16 protein-coding genes and 1 tRNA gene are annotated in these 17,645 nt (G+C 67.8%); 14 read left to right on the top strand and 3 right to left on the bottom strand.

The genetic code is table 11. The features are described from left to right. The first annotated feature begins 118 nt into the window (after positions 1 to 118). From trpC to NS4_RS21430, 7 genes are all read left to right on the top strand, one after another. Positions 119 to 937 (top strand): indole-3-glycerol phosphate synthase TrpC, encoded by an 819-nt coding sequence (gene trpC, locus NS4_RS21460; protein ID WP_030523755.1) that lies wholly within the window; start codon positions 119 to 121, stop codon positions 935 to 937. Further along, on the top strand, positions 934 to 2,229 hold the full coding sequence (trpB, locus tag NS4_RS21455; protein WP_156059136.1) for a tryptophan synthase subunit beta: 1,296 nt from the start codon (positions 934 to 936) through the stop codon (positions 2,227 to 2,229). The genes trpC and trpB overlap by 4 nt, the downstream gene beginning before the upstream one ends. Next, positions 2,226 to 3,026, top strand: a complete 801-nt coding sequence (gene trpA, locus NS4_RS21450; RefSeq protein WP_063061307.1) for a tryptophan synthase subunit alpha — start codon at positions 2,226 to 2,228, stop codon at positions 3,024 to 3,026. Before trpB ends, trpA begins: the two co-directional genes overlap by 4 nt. A 72-nt stretch (positions 3,027 to 3,098) precedes the next feature. Continuing rightward, a complete protein-coding gene (gene lgt / locus NS4_RS21445) occupies positions 3,099 to 4,412 on the top strand; it encodes a prolipoprotein diacylglyceryl transferase (protein ID WP_439955800.1) in 1,314 nt (437 codons plus the stop codon). 103 nt (positions 4,413 to 4,515) lie between these two features. After that, complete coding sequence (locus NS4_RS21440) at positions 4,516 to 5,022, top strand: TM2 domain-containing protein (RefSeq protein ID WP_039823913.1); 507 nt, start codon at positions 4,516 to 4,518, stop codon at positions 5,020 to 5,022. A gap of 288 nt (positions 5,023 to 5,310) precedes the next feature. Beyond that, positions 5,311 to 6,729, top strand: coding sequence for a pyruvate kinase (gene pyk / locus NS4_RS21435; RefSeq protein WP_084487565.1), 1,419 nt, complete (start codon positions 5,311 to 5,313; stop codon positions 6,727 to 6,729). 25 nt (positions 6,730 to 6,754) lie between these two features. Further along, positions 6,755 to 7,648, top strand: a complete 894-nt coding sequence (locus NS4_RS21430) for an acyl-CoA thioesterase (protein ID WP_063061306.1) — start codon at positions 6,755 to 6,757, stop codon at positions 7,646 to 7,648. Between the two features lie 19 nt (positions 7,649 to 7,667). Here NS4_RS21430 and NS4_RS21425 read toward each other — a convergent pair whose 3' ends face one another. Both NS4_RS21425 and NS4_RS21420 read right to left on the bottom strand, forming a co-directional pair. Beyond that, positions 7,668 to 8,075 carry a type 1 periplasmic-binding domain-containing protein gene (locus NS4_RS21425; protein WP_063061305.1) on the bottom strand — a complete coding sequence of 136 codons (408 nt, stop codon included), beginning with the start codon at positions 8,073 to 8,075 and terminating at the stop codon, positions 7,668 to 7,670. Between the two features lie 247 nt (positions 8,076 to 8,322). Beyond that, entirely contained in the window at positions 8,323 to 8,952 is a 630-nt protein-coding gene (locus NS4_RS21420; protein WP_063061304.1) for an arsenate reductase/protein-tyrosine-phosphatase family protein, read from the bottom strand. A 342-nt stretch (positions 8,953 to 9,294) separates the two neighbouring features. On the opposite strand from NS4_RS21420, the gene NS4_RS21415 reads away from it, so the two are divergent. Then, entirely contained in the window at positions 9,295 to 10,662 is a 1,368-nt protein-coding gene (locus NS4_RS21415; RefSeq protein WP_063061303.1) for a DUF1214 domain-containing protein, read from the top strand. A 149-nt stretch (positions 10,663 to 10,811) separates the two neighbouring features. Here the strand turns inward: NS4_RS21415 and NS4_RS21410 are convergent. Further along, positions 10,812 to 10,898, bottom strand: a tRNA-Leu gene (locus tag NS4_RS21410). Positions 10,899 to 11,119: 221 nt separating this feature from the next. Here NS4_RS21410 and NS4_RS21405 point away from each other — a divergent pair. The 6 genes from NS4_RS21405 (at position 11,120) to NS4_RS21380 (ending at position 17,467) form a co-directional block, all read left to right on the top strand. After that, the gene (locus tag NS4_RS21405) at positions 11,120 to 11,716 is read left to right on the top strand and encodes an ANTAR domain-containing response regulator (protein ID WP_063061302.1); all 597 of its coding nucleotides are present in this window, start codon (positions 11,120 to 11,122) and stop codon (positions 11,714 to 11,716) included. Positions 11,717 to 11,953: 237 nt separating this feature from the next. Then, positions 11,954 to 13,144: a branched-chain amino acid ABC transporter substrate-binding protein gene (locus NS4_RS21400; RefSeq protein WP_063061351.1), complete on the top strand. Its 1,191-nt coding sequence runs from the start codon at positions 11,954 to 11,956 to the stop codon at positions 13,142 to 13,144. A gap of 93 nt (positions 13,145 to 13,237) precedes the next feature. Next, complete coding sequence (locus tag NS4_RS21395; protein WP_063061301.1) at positions 13,238 to 14,275, top strand: branched-chain amino acid ABC transporter permease; 1,038 nt, start codon at positions 13,238 to 13,240, stop codon at positions 14,273 to 14,275. Beyond that, complete coding sequence (locus NS4_RS21390) at positions 14,272 to 15,666, top strand: branched-chain amino acid ABC transporter permease (protein WP_063061300.1); 1,395 nt, start codon at positions 14,272 to 14,274, stop codon at positions 15,664 to 15,666. The genes NS4_RS21395 and NS4_RS21390 overlap by 4 nt, the downstream gene beginning before the upstream one ends. Before the next feature lie 95 nt (positions 15,667 to 15,761). Next, positions 15,762 to 16,709, top strand: a complete 948-nt coding sequence (locus NS4_RS21385; protein ID WP_245665611.1) for an ABC transporter ATP-binding protein — start codon at positions 15,762 to 15,764, stop codon at positions 16,707 to 16,709. Then, positions 16,706 to 17,467, top strand: a complete 762-nt coding sequence (locus NS4_RS21380; protein WP_063061299.1) for an ABC transporter ATP-binding protein — start codon at positions 16,706 to 16,708, stop codon at positions 17,465 to 17,467. The genes NS4_RS21385 and NS4_RS21380 overlap by 4 nt, the downstream gene beginning before the upstream one ends. Positions 17,468 to 17,645 lie beyond the last annotated feature (178 nt).

Below are 17,645 nucleotides of genomic sequence, written 5' to 3'. Positions count from 1 at the left end.
GCCCCCGGCGTCACGGCGCCGCGCGCTTCCATTTACTCTTGTTCAGCATCGGTGAGACATCGCCTGGGGGAATCCTGCAGGCAGTAACTCGCGTCTCCCCAGAAAGGATTCGAGCCAGATGACGGTACTCGACTCGATTCTCGACGGGGTCCGCTCGGATGTAGCCGCTCGGGAAGCGGTGCTGGACTTCCCGGCGGTGAAGGCAGCGGCCGCCGCCGCGGCCCCGCCGCTCGATGCGAAGGCCGCCCTTCTCGAAGACGGTATCGGCGTGATCGCCGAGGTGAAGCGGGCCAGTCCCTCCAAAGGAGCACTCGCCGAGATCATCGATCCGGCCAGTCTCGCCAAGGCCTACGAGGACGGTGGCGCGCGCGTGATCAGCGTGCTCACCGAGGGCCGCCGCTTCCACGGATCGCTCGACGATCTGGACGCGGTCCGGGCCAGCGTGAACATCCCGGTGCTGCGCAAGGATTTCGTCGTCGGTCCCTACCAGATCCACGAGGCCCGGGCCCACGGCGCCGATGTGATCCTGCTGATCGTCGCGGCACTGGAGCAGGACACCCTGGCCTCGCTCATCGACCGCACCGAATCGCTCGGGATGACCGCGCTGGTCGAGGTGCACACCGAGGAGGAGGCCGATCGGGCCCTCACCGCGGGCGCCACGGTCATCGGTGTCAACGCCCGCAACCTGAAAACTCTCGAGGTCGACCGGGACTGCTTCTCCCGGATCGCCCCGGGCCTGCCCACCGAGGTCATCCGAATCGCCGAATCCGGGGTCCGCGGCACCGCCGATCTGCTCGCCTACGCCGGTGCCGGCGCGGACGCGGTACTGGTCGGCGAGGGCCTGGTCACCAGTGGCGATCCCCGCGCGGCGGTATCCGAACTGGTCACCGCGGGCACGCACCCGTCCTGCCCCAAACCGGCCCGGCGGGGGCGATGATGGCCGCGGGCGGTCCCTCGTCCACCAGTGCTCCGCTGCCCGCCGCCAGCCGGGGGGTGGCCCAGCGTAGCGAGCACGAACCCGACGAGGGCGGCCACTTCGGTGTCTACGGCGGCCGGCATGTGCCCGAGGCGCTGATGGCGGTGATCGAGGAGGTCACCGCCGAATACGACAAGGCCCGGCTGGACCCGGACTTCCTCGCCGAGCTGGACCGGCTGCAGCGCGACTACACCGGCCGTCCGTCCCCGGTCTTCGAATGCGTGAACCTGGCCGAGCACGCCGGGGGCGCGCGAATCCTGCTCAAACGCGAAGACCTGAACCACACCGGGTCGCACAAGATCAACAATGTGCTGGGCCAGGCCCTGCTCGCCAAACGGATGGGCAAGACCCGGATCATCGCCGAAACGGGCGCCGGGCAGCACGGTGTCGCCACCGCCACCGCCTGCGCGTTGTTGGGCCTGAAATGCATCGTCTACATGGGTGCCGTGGATACCGCGCGGCAGGCGCTCAATGTGGCCCGGATGCGGTTGCTCGGCGCCGAGGTCGTCTCGGTGACCCTGGGCTCGCAGACGCTCAAGGACGCGATCAACGAGGCGCTGCGTGACTGGGTCACCAATGCCGACGACACCTACTACTGTTTCGGCACCGCCGCCGGCCCGCACCCCTTCCCGGTGATGGTCCGCGATTTCCAGCGGGTCGTCGGGCTGGAGGCCCGCGCGCAGGTGCAGTCGCTGACCGGGCGACTGCCCGACGCGGTGACCGCCTGTGTGGGCGGCGGCTCCAACGCCATCGGGATCTTCCACGCCTTCATCGACGACCCCGGCGTCCGGCTGATCGGGTACGAGGCGGCCGGCGACGGTGTGGAGACCGGACGGCACGCGGCCACTTTCGCCGGCGGTTCCCCGGGTGCGTTCCAGGGCGCCTACTCGTACCTGCTGCAGGACGAGGACGGCCAGACCATCGACTCGCATTCCATCTCCGCCGGACTGGACTATCCCGGCGTCGGTCCCGAGCACGCTTTCCTGAAGGATATCGGCCGCGCCGAATACCTCCCGGTCACCGATACCGCCGCGATGGACGCCCTGCTGCTGCTGAGCCGCGCCGAGGGCATCATCCCGGCCATCGAATCGGCGCACGCGGTCGCCGGGGCGATCGAACTCGGCCGGGAACTCGGCGAGGGCGCGATCATCCTGGTGAACCTGTCCGGCCGTGGTGACAAGGATATGGATACCGCCGCCCGCTGGTTCGGGCTCTTCGACGATCCGGACACCGGCAAGGAGAACGGTCAGTGAGTTCCGATTCCCGACTCGGCCCCACCTTCGCCGCCTGCCGGGCCGAAAACCGGGCCGCGCTCGTCGGATATCTGCCCGCCGGATACCCGGATCTCGAGGGATCGCGCCAGGTCGTGCGCGCGATGGTCGAATCCGGTTGCGATATCGTCGAAGTCGGTGTCGCCTACTCCGATCCGGTGATGGACGGGCCCACCATCCAGGCCGCGGCCGATCAGGCCCTGCGCGGTGGGGTCCGGGTGCGCGATGTGTTCTCCGTGGTCGAGGCCGTGACGAGCGCGGGCGCGCAGGCCGTGGTGATGACCTACTGGAACCCGGTGCTCAAATACGGTGTGGACCGTTTCGCCCGCGACCTGGCCGCGGCCGGCGGTGCCGGGCTGATCACCCCGAACCTGATCCCGGAGGAGGCCGGCGACTGGTTCGCCGCCTCCGAGGCCCACCACCTCGACCGGATCTTCCTGGTCGCCCCGTCCTCCACCGAGGAGCGTCTGGCCGCCACCCTCGAGGCCAGCTCCGGTTTCGTCTACGCCGCGTCGACCATGGGTGTCACCGGCGCCCGGGACGCCGTCTCGTCCATGGCCCCCGCGCTGTGTGCTCGTATCCGCGAGCACAGCGAGATTCCGATCGGGGTGGGCCTGGGCGTGCGCTCCGGCGCGCAGGCCGCCGAGATCGCCGCGTACGCCGACGGTGTGATCGTCGGATCCGCGCTCGTATCGGCGGCGGCGCAGGGTCTGGACGCGGTCCGCGCGCTCACCGGCGAGCTGGCCGGCGGAGTCCGCGCGGCGGCTGTCGCCTCCTGATCGGTGTGCCGCCCGTGACACACGGGTGGAGCCCGTCCTTGCCTGGATAACCGGCTCGACTACGGTTGCCCCGTGACCGTTATCGCCGCACCGGATACCGTCGCGACCGCCGGAACCCCCGGCGGCGCCGTCCCGCACGCCGCCGATCTACTGGCCTACCTGCCCAGCCCGCCGCAGGGCGTCTGGGATATCGGGCCGTTCCCGCTGCGGGCGTATGCGATCTGCATCATCATCGGCATCATCGTCGCCATCGGGTGGGGGGAGAAACGCTGGCAGGCCCGCGGCGGCGAAGCCGGCACCGTGCTGGATGTCGCGGTCTTCGCGGTCCCGTTCGGTCTCATCGGCGGACGCCTCTACCACGTCGCCACCGACTGGCAGAAGTACTTCGGCGCCGACGGCAATCCGATGGACGCGCTGAAGATCTACCAGGGCGGGCTCGGCATCTGGGGCGCGGTTTTCTTCGGCGCCATCGGTGCCTGGATCGCCTGCCGCATCTACAAGATCCCCCTGCCCGCGCTCGGTGACGCCGTCGCCCCGGCGATCCTGCTGGCGCAGGCCATCGGGCGGCTCGGCAACTATTTCAACCAGGAGCTCTACGGCCGGGAAACCGAGCTGCCGTGGGGTCTGGAGATCTATCTCCGGTTCGACGATTCCGGCCGGCTCGACATGATGAACGGTGTCTCCTCCGGCGAGGTGCATTCGATCGTGCATCCCACGTTCCTCTACGAACTGATCTGGAACGTGCTGGTGGTTGTCGCGCTGGTATTGATCGACCGGCGTTTCCGGATCGGCCACGGCCGACTGTTCGCCCTGTATGTGGCCGGTTACTGCTTCGGCCGGTTCTTCGTCGAACTCATGCGTGACGACGAGGCCACGCAGATCGCGGGGATCCGGATCAACTCGTTCACCTCCGGTCTGGTGTTCCTCGCGGCGGTCGCCTATGTCCTGTTCGCGACCAAGGGGCGCGAAACTCCCGAGCAGCTGAGCCCGGACGCGGCCCCCCGGCCGTGGCCGTGGCAGCTGGGCGCATTGCGTGCGGCGGGAGCCGCCGGCGCGGCGGGTTCGGTGGCGACGGCAGCCGCTCCCGCCGACGAGGCGGTCGAGGACACCGCCGGTGACGCGGCCGAGGACACCGGGGCGGACGCGGCCGAGAACACCGGAACCGCCGGTGCCGCATCGGCTTCCGGGCCTGTGACGGGGAAGGAAGCGCCCGGCGGCGCCGAGGAGGCCGATTCGGTCACCGCGGACTCCGATGCGGCGGAGGCGAAGTCGGGTTCGGGCACGGCTGCGCCGGAATCGGCGGCGACCGCGACCGAGTCATCCGATGGTTCCGTGGCGGAGAAGGACGGTGACACCGCCGAATCCGCTGCTCCGCGAGCCAAATAGGGCTCCGTTCGGCGTTCGGTCCGGGCGTCTGGCAGCATCTTGGCGGAGGGGAGGCGACATCAGGTTGTCTTCCGCTGCCGGGGGCACCGACCAAGGAGGAATGATGACCGATCCGTACCAGCAGGGTGGGCCGCAGTACGGCCCACCCGGAACCGGGCCGGACCTGAGCAAATCGCCCGGTGCGCCGGGTTACCCGTCCCAGCCGCAGCCGCAGCCCTACCAGTCCTATCCGTCCCAGCCGCAGCCGTACCCGCCCCAGGGCGGCCAGTACGGGGCGCCTCCCGGCTACGGCCAGCCGCCGGTCGGTTACGGCCCCCCGATGGGCCCCGGCGGATACAACCCGATGGACCCCGAGGCGCCCTACGGCCGGGATATGAACGGTGTCCCGTACTCGGACAAGCAGAAACTGACCGCCGGCCTGCTGCAGATCTTCCTGGGCGCGTTCGGCGCGGGACGGTTCTACATCGGTGATACCGGTATCGCGATCGCCCAGATCGCGGTCACCTGGCTCACCTGCGGTTTCGGGGGGATCTGGCCGCTCATCGACGGCATCATGATGCTCACCGGCAGTGTGCAGGACCCGCAGGGACGTCCCCTGCGCGAGAACTGACCCGCCACACACTTTCCACAGACCCCCGGCACCCCGGGGGTCTGTTCCGTTTTCCGGATGGTTGGCGTGTCGCTGTGCGGTGGGGCGTTGTCCACGCCCGGGATGCGGTCGCGGGCACGCCGACTTCGGGTGCCGTAGCGTGGAGTTCACCTTCGTGTAGCTATGCAGTTAAATCCGTATGGCAGATTTAGCTTCGCAGGTCTACCCGCTGATTCGCCGCACGGTGGGGTCGGCGGATCGCCCGGGGGTGGAGGCAACGGGACAACTCGGCAGGATTAGGCTCGACACGTGATGCGACGGACGAAGATTGTGTGCACCCTCGGCCCGGCCACTGCCACCGAGGAACGTATTCGAGAGCTCGTCGAGAGTGGTATGGATGTCGCCCGGCTCAATTTCAGCCACGGCGAACACTCCGACCACGCCGAAAACTACAAGAAGGTGCGGCAGGCCTGCGATGATCTCGGCCGCGCCGTCGGCATACTCGCCGATCTGCAAGGCCCCAAGATCCGATTGGGTCGCTTCGCCGAGGACCGGACGGTCTGGGCGACCGGTGAGACCGTGCGTATCACCGTCGACGAGATCGTGGGCAGCCACGACCGCGTCTCCACCACCTACAAACAGCTCGCCGCCGACGCCAAATCGGGCGACCGGCTGCTGGTCGACGACGGCAAGGTCGGACTCGAGGTGATCCGCGTCGAGGGCAACGACGTGGTGTGCGAGGTGACCGAGGGCGGCCCGGTCAGCAACAACAAAGGTGTTTCGCTGCCGGGTATGGACGTTTCGGTGCCCGCGCTCTCCGACAAGGACATCGAAGACCTCGAATTCGCCCTCAACCTGGGCGTGGACTTCATCGCGCTGTCGTTCGTCCGCTCTCCCGCGGATATCGAACTCGTCCACGATGTGATGGACCGGGTCGGCCGCCGGGTGCCGGTGATCGGCAAATTGGAGAAGCCCGAGGCCATCGACAACCTCGAGGCCGTGGTTCTGGCGTTCGACGCGGTGATGGTGGCCCGCGGCGATCTCGGTGTGGAACTGCCGCTCGAGCAGGTGCCGATCGTGCAGAAGCGGGCGATCCAGATGGCGCGGGAAAACGCCAAACCGGTCATCGTGGCGACCCAGATGCTCGAATCGATGATCGAGAATTCCCGGCCCACCCGCGCCGAGGCCTCGGATGTGGCGAACGCGGTGCTCGACGGTGCGGACGCGGTCATGCTGTCCGGGGAGACCTCGGTCGGTAAGTACCCGATCGAGACGGTGCGCACCATGGCCCGCATCGTGCACGCGGTGGAGACCGAATCCACCAACGTTCCCCCGCTCACCCACACGCCGCGGACGAAACGCGGCGTGATCTCCTACGCGGCCCGGGATATCGGCGAGCGCCTCAATGCCAAGGCGCTGGTGGCCTTCACTCAGTCCGGTGACACGGTGCGCCGGCTGGCCCGGCTGCACACGCCGCTGCCGTTGCTGGCGTTCACCCCCCTTCCGGAAGTGCGCAGTCAGTTGGCGCTCACCTGGGGTACCGAAACCTTCATCGTGCCCACCGTGGACAGCACCGACGCCATGATCAAACAGGTCGATCAGGCGCTGCTGAGCATGAACCGGTATCGCAAGGGCGACCTCGTGGTGATCGTCGCCGGCTCCCCGCCCGGTACCGTCGGTTCCACCAACCTGATCCATGTGCACCGTATCGGCGAGGAGGACCACTGATGACCGAGGATCGCGGAGCCGCCCGGTGAGCGCGCCGGTCGAGGAGACCGAGACGGACAACCACACCGATCTCGACACCCTGCTGGAACTGCTCGATCTCGACGAGGTGTCCGAGGACGTCTTCCTCGGACACCATCCGGAGAAGGTGTCCAGCCGCACTTTCGGCGGCCAGCTCGTATCCCAGGCGGTGATCGCGGCGGGCCGGACCGCCGGCCATCGCCCGATCCACGCGCTGAACGCTCATTTCGTGCGCGGCGGCGATGTGAAGAAGCCGATCGAGTACCACGTGGAGCGGCATCGCGACGGCCGGGCATTCGCCAACCGCACGGTCACCGCCACCCAGGACGGCCAGGAGCTGTTCGTCATGCTGGCCTCGTTCCAGGAGTGGGGTAAGGGTCTCGAGCACGCGCACGAGCGGCCGGAGGTGCCCGACCCGGAGACCCTGCCGCGGATCCAGGAGAGTTTCGCCGGGTTCGAGGACAAACTCGAGATGTTCGTGAACGCCCCGCATCCGATCGATATGCGGTACACGAACGACCCGGCCTGGATTCTCAAGGGCACCGGGGAGAAGCTCAACCACAACCGGGTGTGGATGCGCGCCGACGGCACTCTGCCCGACGATCCGCTGATCCATGTCGCGGCACTGAGCTATTCCTCCGATACCACCGTGCTCGATTCGATCATCACCACCCACGGCCTGTCGTGGGGTCTGGACCGGATCGTGGCCGCCACGGTGAACCATTCCATCTGGTTCCATCGGCCGTTCCGTTTCGACGACTGGGCGCTGTACTCCACCGAATCACCGGTCGCCGCGGGATCGCGCGGCCTGGCCACCGGGCGGTTCTACTCGCGCGAGGGCGATCTGCTGGCCACCACCGTGCAGGAGGGCGTGATCCGGCACTTCCCGGCCCGCCGCTGAGCCGACGTGAACTGCCGGATCAAAGCCGCTCCGGCAGCAGCGGCTCCCGGTCGGAATCGGTGCGCTGCGCGGCGCTGAGGGTGAACGGGGCGCCGGGGCCGTGGGTGTCCAGGCCGCGGAGCAGCCGGTGTTCGAGGGCGGCGAGATAGCCGTCGGTGAGTTCGGCCGGATCGCCGGCCAGGCTCAGCGCGATCTCGAATGTCGCGTGCCCCTGCGGCTGCGCCCCCGGATTAGCGGTCCGCCAGCGATCGTCGAACTCGCGGTGCCGGGAATCGTCCTCGGCGACGGGCAAGGTGAAACGCCACGCGCAGATATCACCGTCGCCCAGATGCTCGTCCAATTCCGCTCTGACGGTGTCGACGAGATCGTCCAGGATTTCCGGTGTCACATAAACATGAAGCGAAACATCCGAAATGCGTTTCGGCATGCCTGATTCCTGTCGTGTGTCGAACCTGCAACGGGATCGGATTCTTGGATCGATGGTCCGGATGGCGAGTGTAGTGCCCGGAACCTGAAATGTCATGACGCATGTCGCTATTCGCGGCCCGTCGGAGCGTCGGCGGTCCGGAGGCGGGTTCGCAGGGCCCGGCCTGCCTCGGTACGGCGGGGAATCCGGGAGGCGTATCCGGCGGGGAGACCGGGCGCCGGTCGGACCGGTGTTCTGGCCGGAGTCCTCACGCGTACCAGCCGGTGTGCTGGGCCGCGATCAGCGGTGAGAGCCGGTTCGTCGCGGCACTCGGCTGCACCACCAGCGGCGGCCGGCCCCAATGCTGAGCCCCGGGCGTGGCGGCGGGGGCCAGCGCCACCAGCAGCGGCACGAGGGCATCGGCGATACGGTCACCGACCTCGCAGTACGCCTTTGCCGACAGGCCGACCGGGTCGGCGATGTTCTCCCGTCCGACCCGGGACAGATTGTGTCGGTGGCGATGCAGGTCGGCCACGGTGCGGGCGCCGGTGACGCGGGCGATCCGGTAGGCCTCCGGCAATGTGAAGGTCCGGGAGGCCGATCCGGCAGTCATTTCGCCGACCTCGTCGCGAATGTTCTCGGTCATGGTGAGTACGAGATCCGCGCGATCGATATGCTCTGGCCTGAGTTTGCGAGCACGGAAACCACCGGGATCCCCACCGAGCCCGGTGATGGCCTCGGCCGCCCGCGGTTCCACCGGAAAACCGACCAGGGCCCGGGTGCCGGCACTTTCGGTGGTAATGCCGGAGAGCCGGTATTCGACCGCGATGGAACGGGTGAGCCGTTCGGCGATCACCGAGCGGCACACGTTTCCATTGCAGACGAACAGGATGTGCATAGCGGCAACGGTAATTCGCGCTGTCTGCGGCCGGCACCGTCCTCTGTGTAATATCACAGCGCTTCGGGTGTCAATTCATATGCTTGTAGCGTGCCGTACACGAATCCGGCCCGAGTTTTCCCGGCGGTACAAAAAATGTTTCCGTGAATACTGTGCCGTTGCCCGCGGTGGTTCCGCGCCGCCCGCGCGGTCAGTTCGAATCCGATGCGATCGGTCGCGGATGCCCGGCGGGTTTCTGCGGCCGGTTCACCCGGTTCGGGTGAACCGGGGCACGCAACGTGCGGCGTACGGTCGCCGGGGTGTGCCCGGAAGAACCGTCGAGCGAGGGGAAGGTGGCTGCTCATGGCCGGTTCTGTGGGTTCGGCGGAGTGCGAGATGACTCCGGAATACGCGCGCACGGTGGCGCGGACGGCGTATCTGTGGGGCTGGCCGCTGGTGAACATACACAACCGCCGCGTCGCGATGGCTCGGCTTCCCGAGCCCGGACTGCTGGCCGGTGTCGTGCCCGCCGGTCCACCCGGCACGCTCGGCATGCTGGGCGATTACCTCCGGCCCGAAGAACGCCTCGTGGCGTGCCCGGATCAGGACGTCGTCCACGGGTTCGGGGTACTGGACGCGCGGCTGGAGCCCTCGGTGCTGCAGGTGCCCGAATTCGGTGACCGGTTCTGGGCGTATCAAGCGCTGGATCAGCGCACCGATTCGTTCGCCCGGCTCGGCGCCGTGTACCGGACCGCGCCCGGGTTCTATCTGCTCGCACACCAATCGTGGACGGGCACGATCCCCGCCGGGATCACCGCCGTCCTCCGGTACGACACCCGCTGCGCGGTGGTGATCCCGCGGGTCTTTCTGGACGACACCGCGCGCGACCGTGCGGTGATCGCGCCGCTGGTGGACCGGATCACTATGTATCCGCTCTCGGAGTTCGACGGCAGTGTGCGTATCGCCGACCGGTCGGCGGCGCCCTCCTTCGGCGACGGTTCGGCGACCCGCGGCCGGAGCGAGACACGGTGGGTGAATCCGGAGCAGTTCTTCTGCGTACTCGGTCAGGTGCTCGACGAGGTACCGGCGCGGCCGGGTGAGCAGGCGCTCTACGGTCGGTTCCGGGCAGTGCTCGCCGCGGCCGCGCGTGACCGCGAGATCGCGGAGGTGCTGCGGCAGTCGGCGATCGACACCGATGCGGTGGTGGGGGAGTTGTTCGAGTTCCGCACTCTGGGAATTCCGGTGGCCGGGCACTGGACCACCCAGCACAACGGCGCCGCGTTCGGAACCGACTACCTGTCCCGGACCGCCACGGCGAAATCGAATATCTTCGCCGCCCCCCTGGACGAAACCGCTTACTTCTACCAAGATTTCGACGCCGGCGGCGAGCGCCTGCACGGCGCCCGCACCTACACGGTGCACTTTCCCGCCGGGCAGTTGCCGCCGGTCCGGGGTTTCTGGTCGCTGACGGTCTACAACAAACGGCACTTGTTCCACTCCAACGAACTGGATCGGTATTCGCTGGGGACCAGGAACCGGGAACTCATCTACGGTGACGACGGATCACTCACTCTCACCGTCGGTGGCCCCGGGCCCAGCGATCCGAAAAAACTCGCCGATTGGCTGCCCGCGCCCAATGGCGAATTCTCGTTGTGCCTGCGCGCCTACTGGCCCGAATCCGGCATTCTCGACGGCAGCTGGTCGCCTCCCGCGGTCACGCCGCAGGTGTGATCGCGGCCAACCGTCCGGTAAGCCCCTGACCGGGCGATGCCCGCCGGTTGGCGGAGGGTTAGGGCCGCGGAGTGCGGGCAGCTGCGGACGCACAGCGGACCGCGCGCGGAGAAGAGGAATGGAACGGAGCGGGAAGTGCCCTCCGACCTTGGTGCCGAGTGTGGGACTCGAACCCACACGTCCTTTCGGACAACGGTTTTTGAGACCGTCGCGTCTGCCAGTTCCGCCAACTCGGCGCACCGGGTGCACATAGTATCCGCTGCGTGCCCGGATCGGCGAATCGCGGGGGTCGCGAGAGCACCGGAACCGTGTTACGCAGGGTATATGCACCGCCGATCACTGTGAAAGGTAGTCTCTACACCACCCGATCACGTGACGGCGGATCGACGGCCGTGCCTCGGCCGGGATCCGTCGTCCGTGCTCTCGGGACGAGGCATCGGAACCAGAGGGGTCGTTTATGAGCACTAGTGCGGACGCCGCGGCGAAACGTGTGGTCGTCGCCGAAGACGAGGCGTTGATCCGGATGGATCTGGTCGAGATGCTGACCGAAGAGGGATACCAGGTGGTGGGGGAGGCCGGCGACGGCCAGCAGGCGGTGGATCTCGCGGTGGAGCACCGGCCGGACCTGGTGATCATGGATGTGAAGATGCCGCGCCGGGACGGAATCGACGCCGCGGCCGAGATCGCCTCCAAACGTGTTGCGCCCGTGGTCATCTTGACCGCGTTCAGTCAGCGTGACCTGGTGGAGCGGGCGCGCGATGCCGGTGCCATGGCCTATCTCGTGAAGCCGTTCACCAAGTCCGATCTGGTTCCGGCGATCGAGCTGGCGGCCAGCCGGTTCCACGAGATCACCGCGCTGGAGACCGAGGTGGCGGGCCTGTCCGAGCGGTTGGAGACCCGCAAACTCGTCGAACGGGCCAAGGGTGTGCTCATGCAGACACAGGGGCTCAGCGAACCGCAGGCCTTCAAGTGGATCCAGCGCACCGCCATGGACCGCCGCACCACCATGAAGGCGGTGGCCGAAGTCGTCCTGGAGAATCTCGCCCCGCAGTAAGCCCCGCGTAGCGGCCTTAACAGCCCGGAAACACAAACCGGAAAATAATTTGCGACGACATCATCGGAGATGATCCGAATGTGACACGGGATCAACATGCCGGAGCTATGTTTCTCACGAGTCGGAGTCTTCGGCTCCCTCGGCGCCGGCCGAGGTTGATGAGGAACATAGGGGTAGATCGTGCTCGGTTCGATATGGCTGTCGGGTGCCCCCCGGCGCGGACGCACGGTACGCGGAATACTGAGTCTCGGGGCTGCCGCCGCGCTGGTCCTGACCGGATGCGGTGACAAGACCGCCGAAAGCACGCAGGCATCGGGAGCGGGGGAACTGTCCATCCAGCCGCTGATGCAGATCGACTCCGCGGGTAAGGAAGTGCCGGCCGCCGATACCGGGGCCGCGGCCGATCCGGCCGGCGACGGCACGGCGACCTGCCCGCCGACCACCACCATCGCCATGGCCGGCGCGCTGACCGGCCCCGACGCGGCGCTGGGTATCAATATCGTCAACGGTGTGAAATTGGCGCTGGACCAGCACAACAAGGCGAATCCGGGCTGCCGGATCAATCTGAAGGAATACGACACCGAGGGCGATCCGCAGAAGGCCAGCCAGGTGATCCCGCAGATCGTGAACGATCCGTCGGTGCTGGGCGTGGTCGGTCCGGCGTTCTCCGGTGAGACCAAGGCCACCGGTCAGATCCTCAGCGATGCCGGGCTGGTCGCGGTCTCCTCCTCGGCCACGAACGCCACGCTGACGAAGAACGGCTGGAAAACCTTCTTCCGTGGTCTGGCCAATGACGACGTGCAGGGGCCTTCGGTGGCGAAGTACCTGGTCGGTACGGCCGGCTACAAAAAGGTGTGCGTGGTCCAGGACAACACCGATTACGGTGTCGGCCTGGCCCAGAGCATCACCGCCGGCCTGGGCGCGGCCGCCGATCCGGCCTGCGCGGCCAGTATCAAGAAGGGCGACAAGGACTTCTCCGCCACCGTCACAAAGATCTCCGGTGCCCGGCCGGACGCGATCTTCTACTCCGGGTACTACGCCGAGGCGGCGCCGCTGGTGCAGCAGTTGCGGTCCGGCGGGGTGGAGGCGACCTTCGTCTCCGCCGACGGCACCAACGATCCGCAGTTCGTCTCCCAGGCGGGCGGCTCGTCGGAGGGCGCGCTGCTGTCGTGCCCGTGCGGTCCCGGGCCGGACGAGTTCTCGCAAGCATATGAGGAACTGAACGGCCAGGCCCCGGGCGTGTACTCGGTGGAGGGCTATGACCTCGCCACCATCCTCGCGGCCGGCATCGATGCCGGCAAACTCACCCGCCCCGACCTGCTGGAGTTCGTCCGCGGGTACAGCGGGGACGGCCTGGCCCGGCACTACCAGTGGAATGCCGACGGTGAACTGTCCTCCGCGCTGATCTGGGTCTACAAGGTCGGATAACGGCCGGCGGGCGGTACGCGCACCGGCACTCGCCGGGGCGCGTACCGCGCGCTGCCCGGGTGAGGGTCCGATGATGATGAGGGCGGATTTTCGATGACAGCATCCTTGCCGGCCGCCGCGGCCGTTCTCGCGCAGGGATCGATCGACTTCAACTACCAGGGTGTTATCGATCAGTTCTGGCGGCTCACGGTCGACGGTTTGTCCTACGGTGCGATATACGCGCTGGTAGCGGTGGGGTACACCCTGGTCTACGGGGTACTCCGATTGATCAATTTCGCGCATTCCGAAGTGTTCATGCTCGGGATGTTCGGGCAGTACGTCGGCCTGATGCTGCTGGGGTTCGCGCCCAGCGGCAATGTCTACAGCCAGGGCGTGATCCTCACGGTGACCTATATGGGCCTGGCGATGCTCTTCGGGATGGCGGTGTCGGGCGCGGCCGCGGTCGGATTGGAGCGTACGGCCTATCGGCCGCTGCGCCGCCGCGGTGCCAAACCGCTGACCTTCCTGATCACCGCGATCGGTATGTCGTTCGTACTCCAGGAGTTCGTGCACTTCGTGCTGCCGAAGCTGTGGCCGGACCTGGGCGGTACCAATGCGCAGCAGCCGATCATGCTGGTCGAACCGACGGTGCAGTTCACCATCGGCGGCGCCGACGTCACCAATGTGACGCTGGTGATCGTGGTGTCGGCGGTGACGCTGGCGATTCTGGCCGAGGTGCTCATCAACCGCACCCGGTTCGGGCGTGGTATCCGCGCGGTGGCCCAGGATCCCGATACCGCCACGTTGATGGGGGTGTCGCGGGAACGGGTCATCATGTTGACGTTCCTCATCGGCGGTCTGCTGGCCGGCGCCGCCGCGATGCTGTACGTGATGAAGATACCCAACGCCGTCATCTTCTCCGGCGGGTTCGTGCTCGGTATCAAGGCGTTCAGCGCCGCGGTACTGGGCGGGATCGGGAACCTGCGCGGCGCCCTGCTCGGTGGTCTGCTGCTCGGCCTGGTCGAGAACTACGGCCAGATGCTGTTCGGTACCGAATGGCGGGACGTGGTGGCGTTCGTGGTGCTGGTGCTGGTGCTGTTCTTCCGGCCCACCGGCATTCTCGGTGAAAGTCTCGGAAGGGCCCGCACATGAGCACCGTGCAGATCGAGAAGGCCGCCGGGCACGGTCTGGGCGACGAGATCCGCGCCTGGTGGGCCGGGCTGAGCCGACCGGCGCAATGGGCGGTGGGTATCCCCGCCCTCGCGGTGCTGGCGCTGTTGCCGCTGTTCCCGCCGCCGCTGCTGGGCACCCCCGGGACCAGTTTCGGCGGGGTCATGGCCCAGTTCGCCATGTACGCCCTGATCGCCATCGGCCTGAACGTGGTGGTCGGCCAGGCCGGGCTGCTGGATCTCGGGTATGTCGGCTTCTACGCGGTCGGCGCCTATACCGTCGGCCTGCTGACCAGCCCGAACAGTCCTTGGAACCAGACCGACGGCGGCTGGCTGCACTCCGATTGGGCGTGGCTGGCCTGTGTTCCGCTGGCCATCCTGGTGACCGCGGTGTCCGGGCTGATCCTCGGTTCGCCGACGCTGCGCCTGCGCGGTGACTATCTGGCCATCGTGACCCTCGGTTTCGGCGAGATCGTCCGCCTGCTCGCCGACAACCTGGGCGAACTCACCAACGGCAGCCTGGGTCTGTCCGGTATCGCCTACCCACACATCGGCGAATCGGAAGCCCGGCCCAACGGGGTGTTCTCCGCCGGGAACGTCGGCGACCCGACCGGTTCCGACCTGATCGACCGCGCCAACTCCGGGACCTGGTGGTACTGGGTCGGCATGCTCGCCGTGGTGGCGGTGCTGCTACTGGTGGGCAATCTGGAACGCAGTCGGGTCGGCCGGGCGTGGGTGGCCATCCGCGAGGACGAGGACGCCGCCGAGATCATGGGTGTGCCCACGTTCAAATTCAAGCTGTGGGCGTTCATGATCGGCGCCGGTATCGGTGGCCTGTCGGGTGCCCTGTTCGCGGGGCAGGTGCAGTTCATCAACCCGACCGGGTTCAACATCATCAACTCGATGCTGTTCCTGTGCGCGGTGGTGATCGGCGGCCAGGGCAACAAACTCGGCGTGATCGTCGGGGCCTTCCTGGTGGTGTATCTGCCCAACCGGTTGATGTCGGTGGAGATCATCGATGACGAGACGACCGGATACGTCCAGCTCGCGGTCGCGATCGCGGTGGTCGCCGCGCTGCTGATGGGCTGGCGGCTGCGGGCCCGGGACCTGACCGGCCCGTGGCGCTGGGTGTATCTCACCGTGGCCGTGCTGGCTGCGGTGTACGCCGTGCTCCTGCTGAGCAGTGTGCTGATGTTCTATTCCGGCGGTGCGCAGAGTCTCGGTGACCTCAAATATCTGTACTTCGGAATCGCACTGGTGGTGATGATGATCCTGCGACCCCAGGGTCTGTTCCCGGTCCGGCAGAAACTGCTCGCCTACGGCCGGCAGATCGTGCGGGCCGTCCGCCGGCCCGCCGCGGAGGAGACGTCGTGACCGGGCCGAACGCGGGTGACGCGCTGTTCGACAATGAGGACCTGGCGGCCGGATACGCGACCGGGCAACCGATCGAGTCGGCCGGTGAGGTCGATGTGACCGCCGTCGATCCGGCGCTGGCCGACGCGGCGACGGTGGCCGAGGTGGTGGCAGCGCACCGGGAGATCCGGACCGAGGTCGGGGCGCCGCTGCTGCGGACCGAGAACCTCACCGTGAAGTTCGGCGGGCTCACCGCCCTCGATGGGGTGAGTTTCGAGATCCGGCGCGGGGAGATCCTCGGCCTCATCGGGCCAAACGGCGCCGGGAAGACGACCTGTTTCAACGCGATCACCGGGGTGTACCGGCCCGCGGCGGGCGCGGTGTACTTCGACGGGAAACCGCTCACCAAGAGCAAACGCAACGCGATCACCCGGCTCGGGATCGCCCGCACCTTCCAGAATGTGCGGCTCTTCGGCGAGATGACCGCCCTGGAGAACGTGGTGGTGGGTACCGATGCCCGGCACCGGACCTCGGTGCCGGGAGCGATCCTGCGGACGCGGCGGCATCGCCGGGAGGAACGTGACGCGCTCGAACGCGGAATGGCGCTGCTGGAGTTCGTGGGGATCGCGCCGCGCGCGGTGGAGAAGGCCCGCAATCTCTCCTACGGCGATCAGCGGCGCCTCGAGATCGCGCGGGCGCTGGCGACCGAACCTAAGCTGCTGTGCCTGGACGAACCGGCCGCGGGGTTCAATCCGAGCGAGAAATCCGCGCTCATGGACCTGATCCGCAAGATCCGCGACGACGGGTTCACCGTGCTGCTGATCGAGCACGATATGCGGCTGGTGATGGGAGTCACCGATCGGATCGTGGTGCTGGAGTTCGGACGCAAGATCGCCGACGGCCTGCCCGAGCAGATCCGCACCGATCCCGCCGTGATCGCCGCTTATCTGGGTGTACCGGACGAGGAACTGACCTCGGCGGAGCTCGCGGCGTCCACGGTGGCGCTGCGCGCGCAGCGGGACGCGGCGGATGACGCCGGGCACGGAGCGGAGGAGCGGCGATGACCACGGCACCGGAGAAGTTCGCGAAGGACACCGGCACCGAGCCGCTGCTCGAGGTCGACGATATGGTCGTCGGCTACGGAAGAATCCAAGCCCTGCACGGTATTTCGCTGCGAGTCGCCCCTGGGGAACTGGTCACCCTGCTCGGTGCGAACGGGGCCGGCAAGACCACCACCATGCGCGCTCTGTCGGGGTTGTTGCCGTTGACCCGCGGGCAGATCCGGTTCGAAGGCCGCGATATCAGCCGGGTGAAGGCACACGAACGGGTGATCGCCGGGCTGGTGCAGGCGCCCGAGGGCCGGGGCGTGTTCCCCGGGATGACCGTGCAGGAGAACCTCGATATGGGGTGCTACGCGCGGCCCTTCGCGAAGAAGACCGAGTACGCGGCCACCCTGGACCGGGTCTTCGAACTGTTCCCGCGGCTGCTGGAGCGGCGCAAACAGGCCGGCGGCACCCTCTCGGGCGGTGAACAGCAGATGCTCGCCATCGGCCGGGCGCTCATGGCCCGGCCGCGGCTGCTGCTGCTGGACGAGCCGTCCATGGGGCTGGCGCCGATGGTCATCCAACAGATCTTTCGGATCATCGCCGAGATCAACGCCTCCGGCACCACCGTGCTGCTGGTCGAGCAGAACGCCCGGCAGGCGCTGGCCCGCAGCGACCGCGCCTACATCCTGGAGACCGGGGAGGTCACCAAGACCGGGCGCGGCCGCGAACTGCTGGACGATCCCGCGGTGCAGGCCGCCTATCTGGGCGTCGGGTGAGGTCCGCGGCGCGACATCGGGTGGTGCCGTGCGCGATCGGCCGGTGTCCGCGGCGGTGCGTCGGTTGCGGTCGGCCCGGTGCCGGGTCGCGTCGGGTGCGCGGTCGGCCCGGTAGTCGGCCGGCCGGGTGTGGCCGGCCCGGTGCGTGTCGGGCCCGTCGAGATCGGCCCGGTACAGG

This window comes from Nocardia sienata NBRC 100364, from assembly GCF_001613205.1.
In the GTDB taxonomy this organism is placed as follows: Bacteria; Actinomycetota; Actinomycetes; order Mycobacteriales; family Mycobacteriaceae; genus Nocardia; species Nocardia sienata.
The sequence above is the reverse complement of the archived record's forward strand: the minus strand, read 5'-3'. Positions and strand labels throughout refer to the sequence as shown.